Source organism: Kitasatospora purpeofusca (assembly GCF_000718025.1).
GTDB lineage: Bacteria > Actinomycetota > Actinomycetes > Streptomycetales > Streptomycetaceae > Kitasatospora > Kitasatospora purpeofusca.
This window is the reverse complement of sequence record NZ_JODS01000049.1, coordinates 33,897-50,648: the sequence shown is the minus strand read 5'-3', so window position 1 is coordinate 50,648 and position 16,752 is coordinate 33,897. Positions and strand designations below refer to the sequence as shown.

Genomic DNA, 16,752 nt, shown 5'->3' with positions numbered 1-16,752 from the left:
CTCCGCCTCCCCTCCACCCTCGTCTTCGACTACCCCACCCTCACCACCCTCGCCCACCACCTCGACCAACACATCCAAGGCACCACCACCACCCACACCCCCACCACCCACACCCCCACCACCGACCACGACCCCATCGTCATCGTCGGCATGGCCTGCCGTTACCCCGGCGACATCACCTCCCCCCAGGGCCTCTGGCGGGCCGCCCTGGACGGCGCGGACGTCATCTCGGACTTCCCCACCGACCGCGGCTGGGACCTCGCCAACCTCTACGACCCCGACCCGGACGCCGTCGGCCGCACGTACACGCGCAAGGGCGGATTCCTCCAGGACGCCGCCGTGTTCGAGCCGGAGTTCTTCGGCATCAGCCCGCGCGAGGCCACCGCGATGGACCCGCAGCAGCGCCTGCTGCTGGAAACCTCCTGGGAAGCCCTGGAGCGCGCCGGCATCGACCCCGCCACCCTGCGCGGCAGCCGCACCGGTGTCTTCGCCGGCCTGATGGCGTGGCGTCCGGGCGGATCTCCTACCTGCTGGGCCTGGAGGGCCCGGCGATGACGGTGGACACCGCCTGCTCCTCCTCGCTCGTCGCCCTGCACCTGGCCGCCCAGGCGCTGCGCAACGGCGAATGCACGCTCGCCGTCGCGGGCGGCGTGACGGTGATGTCCACGCCCACCACCTTCGTGGAGTTCGCCCGCCAGCGCGCCATGTCCCCCGACGGCCGCTGCAAGGCCTTCTCCGACGACGCCGACGGCGCCGGCTGGTCCGAGGGCGTCGGCATGCTCGTCGTCGAACGCCTCTCCGACGCGCGACGCAACGGCCACCAGGTGCTGGCCGTCGTCCGGGGCTCCGCCGTCAACCAGGACGGCGGCAGCAACGGCCTCACCGCGCCCAACGGGCCCGCCCAGCAGCGGGTGATCCAGGACGCGCTGGCCAGTGCGCGGCTGACCGGCGCGGACGTGGACGTCGTGGAGGCGCACGGCACCGGTACCGCGCTCGGCGACCCGATCGAGGCGCAGGCCCTGCTGGCCACCTACGGCCAGGGCCGCGACGCCGAACACCCGCTCTGGCTCGGCTCGTTGAAGTCCAACCTCGGCCACACCCAGGCCGCCGCCGGCGTCGCGGGCATCATCAAGATGGTCCAGGCGATGCGCCACGGCGTGATGCCGCGCACCCTGCACGCCGACACCCCCTCCCACCACGTGGACTGGGAGTCCGGCGCCGTCAGCCTGCTCACCGAGCAGCGCGACTGGCCCGAACTCGACCGCCCGCGCCGCTCCGCCGTCTCCTCCTTCGGCATCAGCGGCACCAACGCCCACGTCATCCTGGAAGCCGCCCCCGAGGAGCCGGCGGGCACGCCGGCCCAGGAGGGGCCCGAGGCCGCCCCGGCGGTCGCCTGGGCACTGTCGGCGAAGTCCCCGGACGCGCTGCGCCGGCAGGCCGGCCGCCTGCTGGAGCGGCTCACCGACGGGACCGACGGCTCCGGCCCCGACCCGCGCGACGTCGCGCACACCCTGGCCGTGGGCCGGGCGGTGCTGGACCACCGCGCCGTGCTCCTGGGCACCGGGCGCGAGGAACTGACCGGCGCGCTGGCCGCCCTCGCCCGCGGCGAGGAGAGCCCCGCCGTCGTCTCCGGCCGCACGGGTGCCGCCGGCGCCGGCGGCCTGGCGATGGTGTTCTCCGGCCAGGGCTCGCAGCGGGCCGGGATGGGCCGGGAGCTGTACGAGCGGTACCCGGTGTTCGCCGAGGCGTTCGACGCCGTCTGCCGGGCGGTGGACGAGCAGCTCCACGGCTACGCCGAACACCCGCTGCGCGACGTGGTGTTCGCCGAGGCCGGCACCCCGGTGGCGGCGCTGCTGAACCAGAGCATGTACACCCAGACCGGCCTGTTCGCGCTGGAGGTGGCGCTGCTCGCGCTGCTGGAGGAGCGCGGGGTGACGCCCGACTACGTCATGGGCCACTCGCTGGGCGAGATCACCGCGGCGTACGCGGCGGGCGTGCTCACGCTGCCCGACGCCTGCGCCCTGGTGGCCGCCCGCGGCCGGCTGATGCAGGCCCTGCCGACGGGCGGGGCGATGGTCGCGATCGAGGCCTCGGAGCAGGAGGCCGAGGCGCACATCGCCGGGGCCGGTCTGGCCGACGCGGTCGGGATCGCCGCCGTCAACGGGCCGCTGGCCGTGGTGGTCTCGGGCGACGAGGAGGCGGCCGTCGCGGTCGCCGAGCACTTCCGGGCCGCCGGGCACCGGGTACGGCGGCTGTCGGTGTCGCACGCCTTCCACTCGCACCGGATGGACGCGATGCTCGACGGGTTCGCCGAGGTGCTGGCGGGCCTGACCTTCCGGGCGCCGCTGATCCCGGTGGTGTCGAACGTCACCGGCGGCCTGATCGACGCCGAGCGGTTCGGCACGCCGCAGTACTGGGTGGACCACGTCCGCGGGGCGGTGCGCTTCGCCGACGGGGTGCGCTGCCTGGCCGGACACGGCATCACCGCCTTCCTGGAGGTCGGGCCCGAGGCCGTGGTGACGCCGATGGTGCACGCCACCCTCGACGAGGAGCTCGGCCGGGACGGATTCGTCGCGGTGGCCGCGCTCACCGCCGGCCGGCCGGAGCCGCTCGCGCTCACCCAGGCGCTGGCCCGGCAGTTCGTGGCGGGCGTGCCGGTGCCGTGGGAGCGGACCGTGCCCGGCGGCCGTCTGGTCGAGCTGCCCGGACACGTCTTCGCGGGGCAGCGCTACTGGCAGGACGCGGTCGGCTCGACGGCCGGCCTCCAGGCCGCCGGCCTGCACGCCACCCGGCACCCGCTGCTCGGCGCCGCCGTCCACCTGCCGGACGGCCAGGCCGTGCTCACCGGCCGGGTGCTGCCCGGCTCGCACCCCTGGCTCGCCGACCACGCGGTCGACGGGACGGTGCTGCTGCCCGGCACGGCCTTCCTCGACCTCGCGCTGCACGCCGCCGACGCGGTGGGCTGCCGGCTGGTGGAGGAACTGACCCTGGAGGCGCCGCTGGTCCTGCCGACGGAGGCCGCCGTGTACCTCCAGGTCGCGGTCGGCGCCGCGGACGAGGCGGGCCGCCGGTCCGTCACCGTGCACTCCTCGGCCTCGCCGGCCTCGGCCACCGAGCCCTCGGTCCGGCACGCGACCGGTGTGCTGTCCTCCGCGCCCGCACAGCCCGCCGGGGCGTGGCCCTGGCCGCCGGCCGACGCCCGGCCGGTCCCGGTCGAGGGGCTGTACGAGGAGCTCGCGGGGCGCGGCTACGGCTACGGCCCGGTGTTCCAGGGCCTGCGGGCCGCCTGGACGACCTCCGACGCCCTCTACGCGGAGGTCGAACTCCCTTCCCGGCCGGACGGGTTCGGGATCCACCCGGCCCTGCTCGACGCGGCCCTGCACGCCGTGACGCTCGGCGTCCCGTCGCTCGGCGGGACGGAGAGCACCGCGGGCGCCGCCGGCGCCGGGCGGCCGCTGCTGCCGTTCTCCTGGGCCGGGGTCTCGCTGGAGGCCTCCGGGGCGACGGCGGTCCGGGTGCGGCTCGCCGCCGCCGGTGACGACACCGTCGCGCTCACCGCCGTCGACACCACCGGCCGGCCGGTGATCACCGTGGACGCCCTGACGCTGCGCCGGATGTCCGCGACCGCCCCGGACCGGGACGGCGGGCTGCACCTGCGCTGGCGGGCCGTCCCGGCCGGGCGGCCGGGCTCCGCGCCGGCCGACGTCACCGTCGCCATGGTCGCCCCCGGCGGCGACCTGCGGGCCAGGCTGACCGAGGTCCTGGTGCAGACGCAGAAGTTCCTGACCGTGTCCGGGTCGGTCGACGGCCGGCTCGCCGTGGTCACCCAGGGGACGATGGCGGAGCGGCCCGACCCGGTCACCGCCGCCGTCTGGGGCCTGCTGCGCTCGGCCCAGGCCGAGAACCCCGACCGGATCCTGCTGATCGACGTCGACACCTGGTCGGAGGAGGCGTTCGCGCTGGCCGTCGACTCGGGCGAGCCCCAGGTGGCCGTCCGCGGCCGGCAGGTACTGGTGCCCCGGCTGAGCCGTTCCGCCCCACCTGCTGCTGCTCAGCCGCAGCGGCACCGCCGCACCCCAGGACCTCCTGGACACCGGGGCGCACATCACCGTACGGGCCTGCGACGTCGCCGACCGGGAACAGCTGGCGGCGGTGCTGCGGGAGATCCCGGAGGAGTTCCCGCTGACCGCCGTCGTCCACACCGCCGCCTTCGTCCTCTTCTCCTCCGCCGCCGGCGTCCTCGGCTCCGCAGGACAGGCCAACTACGCCGCCGCCAACGCCTACCTCGACGCCCTGGCACAGCAGCGGCACGCCGCCGGACTCCCCGCCACCTCCCTCGCCTGGGGCCTCTGGGCGGAGGCGAGCGGGATGACGGAGGGCCTGGCGGCGACCGACCTGGGCCGGATCGCCCGGACGGGTCTGCGGCCGACCTCGACCGAGGAGGGGCTGGCGGCGTTCGACCGGGCCCTGCTCGGCACCCGGCCGGTGGTCGTCCCGGTCGCCGTCGACCCGGCGGCGCTGGACGCGGACAGCGCGCCACCGCTGCTGCGGGACCTGGTACCGGCGCCCCGTCGCCGGGCGGCCGCGGCGGGAGCCGCCGCCGTCGCCGAGGAGACCCTCGCGGACCGGCTGCGCGGGCTCTCGCCCGAGCAGCGGCACGAGCTGGTGCTCGGTCTGGTCCTGGCGGACGTGGCACATGTCCTCGGTTACGGGGACGCCCACGGTGTCTCCCCCGAGGGTGCCTTCCGCGATCTCGGCTTCGACTCGCTGACCGCCGTCGAACTGCGCAACCGGATCAACGACCGGACCGGCCTGAAGCTGGGCGTGACGGCGGTGTTCGACCACCCCAGCCCGCGCGAACTGGCGGACCATCTGCTCGACCGCCTCGCCCCGCCGCCCGCCGAAGCCGCGGACGCCGGGGAGCCGGACTACGAACGGGTGCTGGCCGACCTGGCCAGGATCCGCACGCACCTCGCCGCGCTGGACCTCACCGGCGCCCAGCGCACCACCCTGACCGAGACCCTGCGCGACCTGTCGGAGCCGTGGAGCGGCGGCCCGTCCGGGACCGCGGTCGAGGATCCGGCCGGCCTCGCCTCGGCCAGCGCCGCCGAAGTCCTCGACTTCGTGACCAACAGCCTCGGCATCTCCGTGTCCGGCGACGAAGCCCCCACCGACCTGATCTGAGAGTGAGCCCATGCCCACCGAAGAAGAACTGCTGAAGTACCTCAAGGCGGTCTCCGAGGAGCTGCACGCCACTCGGGGCCGGTTGCAGGCGGCCGAGAGCCGGCGGCACGAGCCGGTGGCGATCGTCGGCATGAGCTGCCGGCTGCCCGGCGGCGTGTCCTCCCCCGACCACCTCTGGGACATCGTGGTCAAGGGCGAGGACGTGATCGGCGAGTTCCCGGCCGACCGCGGCTGGGACGTCGACGCCCTGTACGACCCGGAGCCGGGGAAGAGCGGGCGGACCTACACCCGCTCCGGTGGATTCCTGCACGACGCCGCCGACTTCGACCCGGCGTTCTTCGGGATCACCCCGCGCGAGGCGCACGGCATCGATCCGCAGCAGCGGCTGATGCTGGAGGCGTCCTGGCAGGCGCTGGAGAGCGCCGGGATCAACCCGCAGACCCTGAAGGGCACCCGGACCGGTGTCTTCGCCGGGTCGTTCCACCACGACTACGACCCCGGCGGCGGCAGCGTCGGCAGCCTGGTGTCCGGGCGGGTCTCCTACCACCTGGGGCTCCAGGGTCCGGCCGTCACGGTGGACACGGCGTGCTCCTCCTCGCTGGTCGCCCTGCACCAGGCGGTGCAGTCGCTGCGCGAGGGCGAGTGCACGCTGGCGCTGGCGGGCGGGGTGACGGTGCTGTCGACCGCCGGCGTCTTCGTCGAGTTCTCCCGTCAGCGCGGGCTCGCCGCCGACGGCCGCTGCAAGTCCTACGCGACGGCCGCGGACGGCACCGGCTGGGGCGAGGGCGTCGGCGTGCTGGTGCTGGAGCGCCTCGCCGACGCCGAGCGGCTGGGGCACCGGGTGCTGGCGGTGGTGCGCGGTTCGGCGGTCAACCAGGACGGCGCGAGCAACGGCCAGACCGCGCCCAACGGCCCCGCCCAGCAGCGGGTGATCCAGGACGCGCTGGCCGGTGCTCGGCTGACGCCGGCCGAGGTGGACCTCGTCGAGGGCCACGGCACCGGCACCACGCTGGGCGACCCGATCGAGGCGCAGGCCCTGCTGGCCACCTACGGCCAGGGCCGCGACGCCGAACACCCGCTATGGCTCGGCTCGTTGAAGTCCAACCTGGGCCACACCCAGGCCGCCGCCGGCGTCGCGGGCGTCATCAAGATGGTCCAGGCGATGCGCCACGGCGTGATGCCCCGCACCCTGCACGTGGACGAGCCGACCCGGTTCGTCGACTGGACCGCCGGGGAGGTCAGGCTCCTGGAGGAGAACCGGCCGTGGCCCGAGCTGGACCGGCCGCGCCGCTCCGCCGTGTCCTCGTTCGGCTACAGCGGCACCAACGCGCACGTCATCCTGGAGGCCGCCCCCGAGCCGGCCGCCGCACCCGGCGGGACCGCGGCGGGTTCGGCGGACCCGGGCGGCGGTGCGCTGCCGTGGGTGCTGTCGGCCCGGAGCGAGGCCGCGCTGACCGAGCAGGCCGCGCATCTGCTGGAGCGGATCACCGACGGGACGGGACCCGACGCGCGCGACGTCGCGTTCACCCTGACCGCCGGCCGCGCCCTCTTCGACCACCGGGCCGTCGTGGTCGGCCGTACCGCCGCCGAACTCGCCGAGCGACTGCAGGAGTTCGTCTCCACCGGCGACTCCGGGGGTGTCGTCACCGGCCGGACCGCCCCGACCGGAACGGTGTTCGTGTTCCCGGGCCAGGGTTCGCAGTGGATCGGCATGGCACGTGAACTCCTGGAGTTCTCACCGGTGTTCGCCGAGAAGATGACCGAGTGCGCGTTCGCGCTGGAGCCGTTCACCGACAGCTGGTCGCTGCTCGACGTGGTCCGCGACGACAACAAGGACGCCCTCGACCGGGTCGACGTCGTCCAGCCCGTGCTGTTCGCCGTCATGGTCTCGCTGGCCGAACTCTGGCGCTCCCTGGGCGTCAAGCCCGCCGCCGTCGTCGGCCACTCCCAGGGCGAGATCGCCGCCGCCCACGTCGCCGGCGCCCTCACCCTGGACGACGCCGCACGGATCGTCGCCCTACGCAGCCGCGCCATCGTCCGCCTCTCCGGCCGCGGCGGCATGCTCTCCGTCCTCGCCCCCCAGGAACAGATCACCCCCTACCTCACCGCCGGTCTGCAGATCGCCGTCGTCAACGGCCCCGAACAGGTCGTCGTCTCCGGCACCCCCGAGGAACTCCACCGTCACCGGCGAAGCCATCGACACCGCCACCATGGACGCCGCCTACTGGTTCACCAACCTGCGCGAAACCGTCCGCTTCGACACCGCCCTCACCACTCTCCTCACCACCGGCCACCGCGTCTTCGTCGAGACCAGCCCCCACCCGGTGCTGCTCGGTGCGGTGGCCCAGAACGCCGGCCACCACCGGATCGCCGGAGTGACGGCCGTCGGCACGCTGCGCCGCCAGGAGCACGAGCCCGCGCAACTGCTACGGAGCGCGGCGGAGGTGTTCGCCGTCGGCGTGGACGTCGACTGGACGCCCTGGACCGGTGCGGGCCGACTGACCGACCTCCCCACCTACGCCTTCCAGCACCGGCGGTTCTGGCAGCCCGCCGCCGCCACGGCCACCGATGTCGGCACGGCCGGGCTGGGCCCCGTGCGGCACCCGCTGCTCGGCGCCGCGCTGCCGCTGGCCGGTGGCGACGACCTCGTCCTGACCGGGCGGATCTCCCGGACCGGCCACCCCTGGCTGGCGGACCACGGTGTCTTCGGGGCCGTCCTCCTGCCCGGCACCGCGTTCGTCGAACTCGTGCTCAGGGCGGGCGAGGAGATCGGCCTGCGGGCCGTGCGCGAGCTGACCCTGCACGCGCCGCTGCCGCTCCCCGAGCACGGCGAGGTGGACCTCCAGGTGCAGGTGGGCGCGGCGGACGGGCGCGGTGTGCGGCCGGTCGACGTCTACGCCCGGCCGCGCCGCTCCGACGGTGCGCCGGAGTGGACCCATTACGCGAGCGCCCTCCTGACCGGCGAGGAGGCCGACCAGGCCGCCGAGACCTCGGAGACCCCGAAGCCCGAGGCGGCGTGGCCGCCCGCCGGGGCCCAGCGGCTGGACGTGGACGCCCACCACGACGCGATGGCCGCCCTCGGACTGGAGTACGGCCCGGCCTTCCAGGGCCTGTCCGACGTCTGGCGGTCCGGGGACGCGATCCTCGCGCAGGTCACCCTGCCGGGCCGGCAGGCGGAGGAGGCCGCCGCGTTCGGCGTGCACCCCGCCCTGCTGGACGCGGCCCTTCAGGCGGCGGCGGTGGACACGGCGGACGGCCCGGCGCCGCTGCCGTTCTCCTTCGGGTCGGTCGCCCTGTACGGCCGGGGGGCGAGCGAGGCGCGGGTGCGGATCACGCCCGCCGGTCCGGACACCTTCACCGTGGAGCTGGCCGACCGCTCCGGGGCGCCGCTCGTGCGGATCGACTCGCTGCTGGTCCGTCGGGTGACGGCGGGTGAGCTCGCCACCGGGGAGGGCGGCAGCACGGCGCTGCTGTCCGTCGCCTGGTCCCCGCTGGACACCGCGCCCGACACCCACGGCACCGCCACCGCCACCGATGCCGATGCCGATGCCGGTGAGGAGCCGACGCTGCTGGTGGTCGGCGACGGCCCGGCGGAGGCGGACGGGCCCGCCCGGGCCCGGGCGGTGCTGGACCGGACCCTGGAGCAGCTGCGCGAGTGGCTGGCCCAGGACAGGCCGGCCGGGGCGCGCCTGGTCGTGGTGACCCGCCGCGCGGTGCCCACCGGCGCCGAACCGGACGACGCCGCCGTCCACCTGGACCACGCTCCGGTGTGGGGTCTGGCCCGGGCGGCCCGGGCGGAGAACCCGGGCCGGATCGTCCTGGTCGACGTCGACGCGGACGCCGCGGAACCGGTCGACGAGGCGGCGGTGCACGCGGCCGTGCGGTCGGGCCGCCCCGAACTCGCCCTGCGGGGCGGGCGGGTGTACGCGCCGGAGCTACGCCGCGGCAGGGCCGAGCCGGCCGGCGACCCGGCGGCGGCGCTGGGCACCGGCACCGTGCTGATCACCGGCGGGACGAGCGGTCTGGGCGCGCAGGTGGCCCGGCACGCCGCCGCGCTGGGCGCCCGCCACCTGCTGCTGCTCTCCCGGCGCGGCCCCGGCGCCGAGGGTGCCGAGGAGCTGCGGGCGGAACTCACGGCCGCCGGGGCGCGGGTCACCGTGCGGGCCTGCGACGTGGCCGACCGGGAGCAGCTGGCGGCGGCGCTGCGGGAGATCCCGGAGGAGTTCCCGCTGACCGCCGTCGTGCACTCCTCCGGTGTGCTGCGCGACGGGCTGCTCGGTTCGATCGGCGCGGACGACCTGGACGCGGTGCTGCGGCCGAAGGTCGACGCGGTCTGGCACCTGCACGAGCTGACCGCCGGGGCGCGGCTGTCCGCGTTCGTGGCCTTCTCCTCGGTCGCGGGTGTGCTGGGCGGCGCCGGGCAGGGCGGCTACGCGGCCGCGAACGCCTTCCTCGACGCCCTGATGCAGCAGCGCCGCCGCACCGGCCGGCCCGGTCTGTCGGTGGCCTGGGGCCTGTGGGCCGAGGCCACCGGGATGACCGGGCACCTCGACGAGGCGGACCTGGAGCGGATCAACCGCGGCGGGATCACCGCGCTCGGCACCGCGCAGGGTCTCGGTCTGCTGGACGCCGCGCTGACCGGCGACCCGGGCGACGGGCTGCTGCTCGCGGTGGCCCTGAACGAGCCGGTGCTGCGCGCGACCGGGCCGGACCTGCTGCCGCCGCTGCTGGCCGGGCTCTTCCCGCCGCGCCGGCGGGCCGGGGCGCGGCGGGCCGCCGGGTCGGCCGGATCCGCCGGGCGTCCGGCGCTCGACTCCCGGGAGGCGACGGTGGACCGGCTGCGCTACCGGTTCGCCCGCACCATGGGGTTCGACACGGCGGAGCTGGACGTCGCCGCGTCGCTGGTCGGCCAGGGCCTGGACTCGGTGATGGCCATGCAGATCCGCGGCCTCGTCGAGTCGGACTTCGGGCAGACGCTGCCGGTCGCCTCGATGTTCAACGGCGCCAGCGTGGAGAGCATCGCCGACCGGCTGATGGCCGGGGCCGGCGAGGCCGGGCCGGCCGGCGCCGAGGGGAGCGAGGCGGACCGGGAGGCGCCGGAGCTCGTCCGCCACCCGGCCACCCGGGACGTGGTCCGGCTGCTCCGCGCGGAGCAGCAGGGCACCCCGGGCGTCACCCACCACATCGGGCTGGCCGTGCAGTTGTCCGCCCCGACCACGCCGGAGCGGCTCGCCGCAGCGGTCGCCGCCCTGGCGGGACGGCACGCCGCGCTGCGGACGGCGATCGTGCCGGACGCCGAGCACGGGCAGCAGCTGGAGGTGCGGCGCGGCGTCCCCGACGGGCTGCTGCGCTGGTCGGCGGTGGCCGAGGACACCAGCGTCGACGACCGGCTGCGCGAGCTGATGGAGTCGCCGTTCGACCTCGCGACGGCCTCGCTGTGGCGGTTCGAACTGCTCGCCCGCCCCTCCGGGGAGCAGGTGCTGGTCTTCGGCGCGCACCACGCGGTCTCCGACCTGGCGTCGCTGATGGTGGTGGCGCACGAGCTGGACGCGGGCCTCGGCACGGACCGGGACACCGGCCCGGACACCGCGCCCGCCGTCGTCTCCAACCGGGACATCGACCTGCTGCTGCGCGCCCAGGCGGCGCGCCCGGACGGGGACCGCAACCCCTCGTCCGACTGGCGCGCCGACTTCACCGGCGCGCGGCGGCTGGACCTCGAACTGGCCCACCCCCGCCCGGCACAGCGGTCCTACCGGTCCGCCACCCACCTGGTGGAGCTGCCGGCCGAGCTCCAGGAGCGGGTGGCCGCCGCCGCGACGGGGCTGGGCATCACGCCCGCCGCGTTCTGGCTCGGCGCGCTGACCGTGCACCTCGCCCGGCTGCGGGAGCGCGACCGCTTCGTGCTGGCCGTGCCGGTGGACACCCGGCTGCACGTGGGCGCCCTCGACGCGGTCGGCTACTTCGGCCTGCCGATCCCGTACGCGGCCGAGGTCGGGGCCGGCGAGTCCGCCGCCGAGGTGCTGCGGCGCACCGACGGCCGGCTGACCCGGGTGCTGGAGCAGGGCGTCACCTTCTTCGACGTGATGTCCGCCCTGGTCGAGGAGGGGCTGTACCGCAAGGACGCGCCCCTGGTCGAGGTCTACTTCAACTACATGCCGCCCCAGGCCGGCGCGTCGGGGGGCCTGCGGATCCTGCCGGCCGGCACCGGCTGGTCCGACCTGGACCTGATGGTCACCGTGATGCCGGGGCTGGGCAAGGTCGGCCTGGAGTACAACGCCGACGTCCTCGACGACGCGAGCTGCGCCGAGCTCGGCCGGGGTCTGCTGGCCCTCGCCGCCGACATCACCGAGTCCCCCGACACCCTCGTCGCGATACCGGAGAGCACCGACGTGAGCACCGAACCCGTTCCGGCCGGACAGGTCGCCGTCGCCGCGACCTTCGCCCTCGGCAACCTCCCGGCGATGCTGGGGGTGGCGCTGGAGGACGGCGCCGCCGAGGGCGGCCCCCTCGCCGTCGCCGAGGCGCCCTACCACCAGGTGCTGGCGAGCCTGCACGACCCGGGCAGCGTGCTCGCCGAGCCGGCCACGGTGGCCGGGCTGGTGCTGCTGCGCCCGGGTGACCTGGTCCGCTTCGCCCCGGGCGACGAGCAGTTGCTCGACCAGCTGGCCGAGGAGTACCCGGCCGCGCTGGCCGCCCTCGCCGAGCGGACCCGCAAGCCGCTGGTGGTGGCCTTCCTCCCGGAGCGGTCGCCGGACGAGCGGCTGCGCGGGTGGGAGCGGCGGGTCGCGGAGCGGCTGGCCGACCGGCCGGGCGTCGCGGTGCTGGACTCGGACCTCTGGCTGGAGGACTTCCCGCCGGACGAGGTCTTCGACGACCACACCGACCAGCTCGCCCACCTGCCGTTCCAGGAGGAGTTCCAGGCCGTGGTGGCGCTCCAACTGGCCGACCTGGTCGGGACGGTGCGCCGCCGGGCGCCCAAGGTGATCGTGGTCGACGGCGACGAGACGCTGTGGAGCGGCATCGCCGGCGAGGCCGGGCCGGAGAACGTCGACCTGACCGGGGCCCGCGAGTTGCTGGCCCGGCGGCTGCTCCAGTGGCGGTCCGCCGGGGTGCTGCTCGCCCTGGTCTCCAACAACGACGAGGCGACGGTGCACGCCGTCCTCGACCGGCCGGACAGCCTGCTGCGCCGCGAGCACTTCGCCGCGATCTCGGCGGCCTGGGAGCCCAAGTGGACCCGGATCGCGCGGATCGCGGAGGAGCTGCGGCTGGGCCTGGACAGCTTCCTGTTCCTCGACGACAACCCGGTGGAGATCGCCGGGGTGCGCGCCCAGCTGCCCGAGGTGCTCTGCCTCACCTGCCCGCCGGCGGCCGAACTCGACGGGTTCGTGCACCGGTTGTGGCCGATGACGCCGATCGCGGCGACGGCCGAGGACGCCGCCCGGGCTGCGTTCTACCAGCAGGAGCAGGTGCGCGACGAGGCCCGCGCCCAGTTGGGCTTCGCCGAGTTCCTGGAGAACCTGAAGCTCGAACTCGACATCGTGCCGGTGTCCGCCGAGAGCGCCGAGCGGACCGTCCAGCTCAGCCGTCGCACCAACCAGTTCAACCTGCGGCCGCAGCCGCTGGACGCGGCCGGGCTGGACCGGCTGCGGCAGGACGGCGGCGAGGTCTGGACGGCGACCGCCCGCGACCGCTTCGGCGAGTACGGGCAGATCGGCGTCCTGGCGGTCCGGCCGGACGGGGACGCGCTCGAACTGGTGGCCTGGATGATGAGCTGCCGGGTGCTCGGCCGCGGGGTCGAGGACCGGCTGCTGCAGTGGCTCGCCGACCGGGCGGAGGCCCTCGGCCTGGACGCCGTGCGGCTCGTCGCCGACCACACGCCCCGCAACATCCCGGCCCGGCGCCTGGTCTCCCGCCTCGGTGGCGGCGAGGTCGAGGCACCGCGGCTGGAGACGGTCGTGGCGTTGAACCAACTCCGGGCGTTCCGCTCCTGGGACCTCGGAACCGATATCGCAGCGGAGGTCAGCAATGCCTGAGGCGGGAGGCGGCAGCAGCCGCAACCCCAGTGTCAACCGCCGTCCCGAGGAAGAGGTGATCGAGCGGCGACGGCCCGGCCGGGCCCAGGCGTCCGACCTGCTGGCCCGGCTCCGGAAGCCGGCCGTGCCCGCGACCGCCCCGGCGGCCCCGGCGGCGGCCCGAGCGGCGGGGGCACGCGGTGTCGACCAGGTCGCGGCGGACATCGCCGCGCAGGCCGCCCGCTTCCTGCCGGGCGCGTCCACCGGGGTGGAGACCGACCTGTTCGACGCCGGCCTCTCCTCGGTGGACGCGGTCGAGCTGGTCGCCCTGATGGCCCGTGAACTGGACGTCCGGGTCAGCCTGGACGACCTGTTCGCGGACGCCCGGCCGCGCCGGCTGGCGCAGCGCTGGGCCGCCGCGGCCGGTCTGCCGGTCACCGGGGCCGAGGCCGCCGCCCCGGCGGCGACCGGGACCGCCCTGGCGCTCCGGTCCGGCCTGCTGCCGGCCGACGACCACCGCGCGTCCGCCCCCCAGGCGCACGAGGACATCGCGACGATCCTCGCCGACCTGGCGCTGGCCGACCGGCTGCCGTTCAGCCGCCAGGCCGAGCCGGCCGAGCCGCGCCGCATCCTGCTCACCGGCGCCACCGGCTTCCTCGGCAGCCACCTGTTGCTGGACCTGCTGCGCGCGGGCGACGCCCACGTGGTCTGCCTGGTGCGCGCGGCCGACGACGCGGCCGCCGAGCAGCGCCTCGCCGAGGCCCTGGCCGGCTACGACCAGCCGTGGTCCTTCGAGGTGCGCCGCCGGGTGACCGTGCTCGCGGCCGACATCCGGCAGCCGCGGCTGGGCCTGTCCGAGGAGCGCTGGGAGGAGCTGGCCCGGGACGTCGACTCGATCGTCAACGTCGCGGCCGCCGTCGACTTCCTGCGCGGCTACCCCTCGCTGCGGCAGACCAACGTGCTCGGCCCGCTGCTGCTGGCGGAGCTGGCGATGACCGGACGGCCCAAGCCGCTGCACCACGTCTCCTCGGTCGCGGTGTTCAACGAGGTCGGCATCGAGAAGATGGGCGAGGACGACCCGGTCGCGCACATCGACCGGCTGTTCGCGGGCTACGACAAGTCGAAGTGGGCGGCCGAGGCCGTGCTGCGGCGGGCCCGGGAGCACGGCCTGACCGTGACCTTCCTGCGGCCGGGCGCGATCGGCGGCCACACCCGCACCGGCGTCTACAACCCGGCCGACCTCAGCACCGGACTGATCGGCGCGATCTCCCGGTTCCGGACGGTGCCGGCGTTCAAGTTCCTCAACCTGGCCCCGGTGGACTGGATCAGCCGGATCACGGCCGCGATCGTCTTCGACCCGAAGGCCTGGGGCCAGAACTACAACCTGACCGGCCGGGCGGAGACGCTGCCGGAGCTGGTCAAGGACATGAAGCTGGCCGGGATGAACGTCCGGATCGCCGGCTGGAAGGACTGGCGGGACGACCTGCTGCGCCGCCAGGAGACCGACCCCGTCCCCGAACTCGACTTCCTGGTCCGCATCCTGAGCAGCCCGACCGCCGTCAAGCTGTTCGAGGCGCTGATGTTCGGCCCGGAGGCCGGCTCCGAGCGCACCGAGGCGTTCGTCGCCCGGCACCGGCTGCCACCGGCCGAACGCTACGGATCCGAGGCCCAGTTGAAGGCCTTCGAGCGGATGGCGGAGAACGGCGTGGCCCGCCTCCCCAGCCGCGAGGACCCGCCCTACCTGTCCTTCCGCGAGCGGATGAAGGGCCAGGTCGGCCCGGTCGGCGAGGAGCGCGACAGCAGCTGCCGGCTGGCGTTCACGCTGTCCATCGCGAGCATGTACCAGGTGGTCCGGCACCGCCGGATCGACGTCCGCGGCCAGGTGGTGTGCGAGCGGATCCACCCCGAGCCGCTGACCGTGGTCGAGGGCGAGATCCAGGTCCGCCCCGACGAGGGCGTCCCGCGCCTGCACAGCAACGACCACCCGCTGCTGCGGTACCGGCTGGTCCTGGAGGACCGGGACGGCAACCGCTGGTGGCTGGAGGGCTTCAAGACGGCGCGCGCCCGGCGCGACCTCTGGAAGCAGACCCGCACCCTGGACATCGCGATCGGCCGCGAGGGCGAACCGGCCGTGCTGGCCGGTGTGGTGAAGGTGCCGGGCAGCAGCTTCCTCCCGGACCAGATCGACGGGATCCAGGTCGACCCGAGGCTGTCCTCGCAGGAGCAGCGGCTCGCCAAGCTGGCGTGGCTGTCGTGGTTCTTCCTGCAGATGGGCGCCGGCCTGGCCGAGCCGTCGCTGCGGGCCGCCGCCGAGCTGCTGGACCTGCGCCGGGACGCGATCGACCGGGACAAGGACAAGCTGGCACGCAAGATCAGGAAGCTGATGATCCAGAGGGAGCAGAACCGATGACCCTGAGGCCCCTTCACCACCGCCTCGGCGAGCGGGTCGAGGACATCCCCTTCACCGCGTCCGACGGCACCCGGCTCGGCCTGACCCGGGTCGTCCCCGACGGCGGCGCCGGCGAGCGTCCGGCCGTGCTCGTGCTGCACGGCCTCACCGCCTCGGCCGACATGTTCACCCTGCCGGAGACCCGCAACCTGGTCGACGTGCTGCTGGACGCCGGCTACGAGCCCTGGCTGCTGGACTGGCGCGGCAGCTGCCGCCTGCCGTACAACGAGGGCCGGGTCCGGTACAGCTTCGACGACGTGGCCCTGTACGACATCCCGGAGGCCGTGGCGCTGATCCGGGAGCGGATCGGCGGACGCCAACTGCTCTGCGTCGCCCACTGCATCGGCGCGCTCTGCCTGTCGATGAGCCTGGCGGCCGGCCTGGTCACCGGACTGGACGGGATCGTCGCGCAGGGCGTGTTCCTGACGCCCAAGCTGTCCTGGAAGACCCGGGCCCGGCTGCACTTCGGCGGCGAGCTGCTGCGCTCGCGCTTCGTCAACATCCCGACCGACTTCAAGAAGGTCGGGCTCTGGTCGAAGCACTCGCTGATCTTCGCGGAGGTCTCGATCGGCGCCGAGTGCAAGGACCCGACCTGCCAGATCCTGCACAACGACTCCTGGGGCGTGGGCGGTTCGCTGTTCGAGCACGACAACCTCGACACCCGGACCCACGACCGGCTCGCCGACCTGTACGGCACCGTGCCGATGTGGATCCTGCCGCACCTGCGCAGCGTCGAACTCGCCCACACCATGCTGCGGTTCAACGACAACGACGGCCGCTACGACGCGCTGCCGAAGAACGCGCTGGACAACGCGGGGAAGATCGAGGCGCCGCTGATGCTGCTGTCCGGCAGCGACAACCGCTTCTGGTTCGACTCCAACAAGATCTGCCACGAGATCCTGACCGCCCGGTACCCGCAGTTGGACGTCCGCTACGTCGAGGTGCCGGGCTACGGCCACCTGGACACGTTCATCGGCCGCAACGCCGCGCTGGACGTGTTCGGTCCGATCGTGGACTTCCTCGACGAGTGCCGGACCGTCAAGGCCGGCCGCTGACCACCGGGGCGGTGGCGTCCCGTCGCGGAGGCGCCACCGCCCCGGTCCCCCG

General features: G+C 75.1%; 4 protein-coding genes and 3 pseudogenes. All 7 read left to right on the top strand.

What is annotated here, in order from left to right; genetic code table 11:
* Positions 1 to 3,611: pseudogene (locus IF01_RS43100) on the top strand (type I polyketide synthase); the annotation flags it as partial.
* 3 nt (positions 3,612 to 3,614) lie between these two features.
* Positions 3,615 to 4,013, top strand: a pseudogene (locus IF01_RS51675) (SpnB-like Rossmann fold domain-containing protein); the annotation flags it as partial.
* A gap of 28 nt (positions 4,014 to 4,041) precedes the next feature.
* On the top strand, positions 4,042 to 5,184 hold the full coding sequence (locus IF01_RS50655) for a KR domain-containing protein (RefSeq protein WP_341845527.1): 1,143 nt from the start codon (positions 4,042 to 4,044) through the stop codon (positions 5,182 to 5,184).
* A 28-nt stretch (positions 5,185 to 5,212) separates the two neighbouring features.
* Positions 5,213 to 8,087: pseudogene (locus IF01_RS46445) on the top strand (type I polyketide synthase); the annotation flags it as partial.
* Positions 8,061 to 13,217 carry an HAD-IIIC family phosphatase gene (locus IF01_RS44735; protein WP_445972090.1) on the top strand — a complete coding sequence of 1,719 codons (5,157 nt, stop codon included), beginning with the start codon at positions 8,061 to 8,063 and terminating at the stop codon, positions 13,215 to 13,217. The pseudogene IF01_RS46445 and the gene IF01_RS44735, both read left to right, overlap by 27 nt.
* The gene (locus IF01_RS0138965) at positions 13,210 to 15,606 is read left to right on the top strand and encodes a thioester reductase domain-containing protein (RefSeq protein WP_030398387.1); all 2,397 of its coding nucleotides are present in this window, start codon (positions 13,210 to 13,212) and stop codon (positions 15,604 to 15,606) included. Before IF01_RS44735 ends, IF01_RS0138965 begins: the two co-directional genes overlap by 8 nt.
* Positions 15,603 to 16,700, top strand: coding sequence for an alpha/beta hydrolase (locus tag IF01_RS0138960; protein WP_030398386.1), 1,098 nt, complete (start codon positions 15,603 to 15,605; stop codon positions 16,698 to 16,700). The genes IF01_RS0138965 and IF01_RS0138960 overlap by 4 nt, the downstream gene beginning before the upstream one ends.
* Positions 16,701 to 16,752: the final 52 nt, after the last annotated feature.

Bases quoted from the DNA above. Each gene is read 5' to 3' on its own strand.
- IF01_RS0138965 (WP_030398387.1), top strand. From the start codon at position 13,210: ATGCCTGAGGCGGGAGGCGGCAGCAGCCGCAACCCCAGTGTCAACCGC.
- IF01_RS0138960 (WP_030398386.1), top strand. From the start codon at position 15,603: ATGACCCTGAGGCCCCTTCACCACCGCCTCGGCGAGCGGGTCGAGGAC.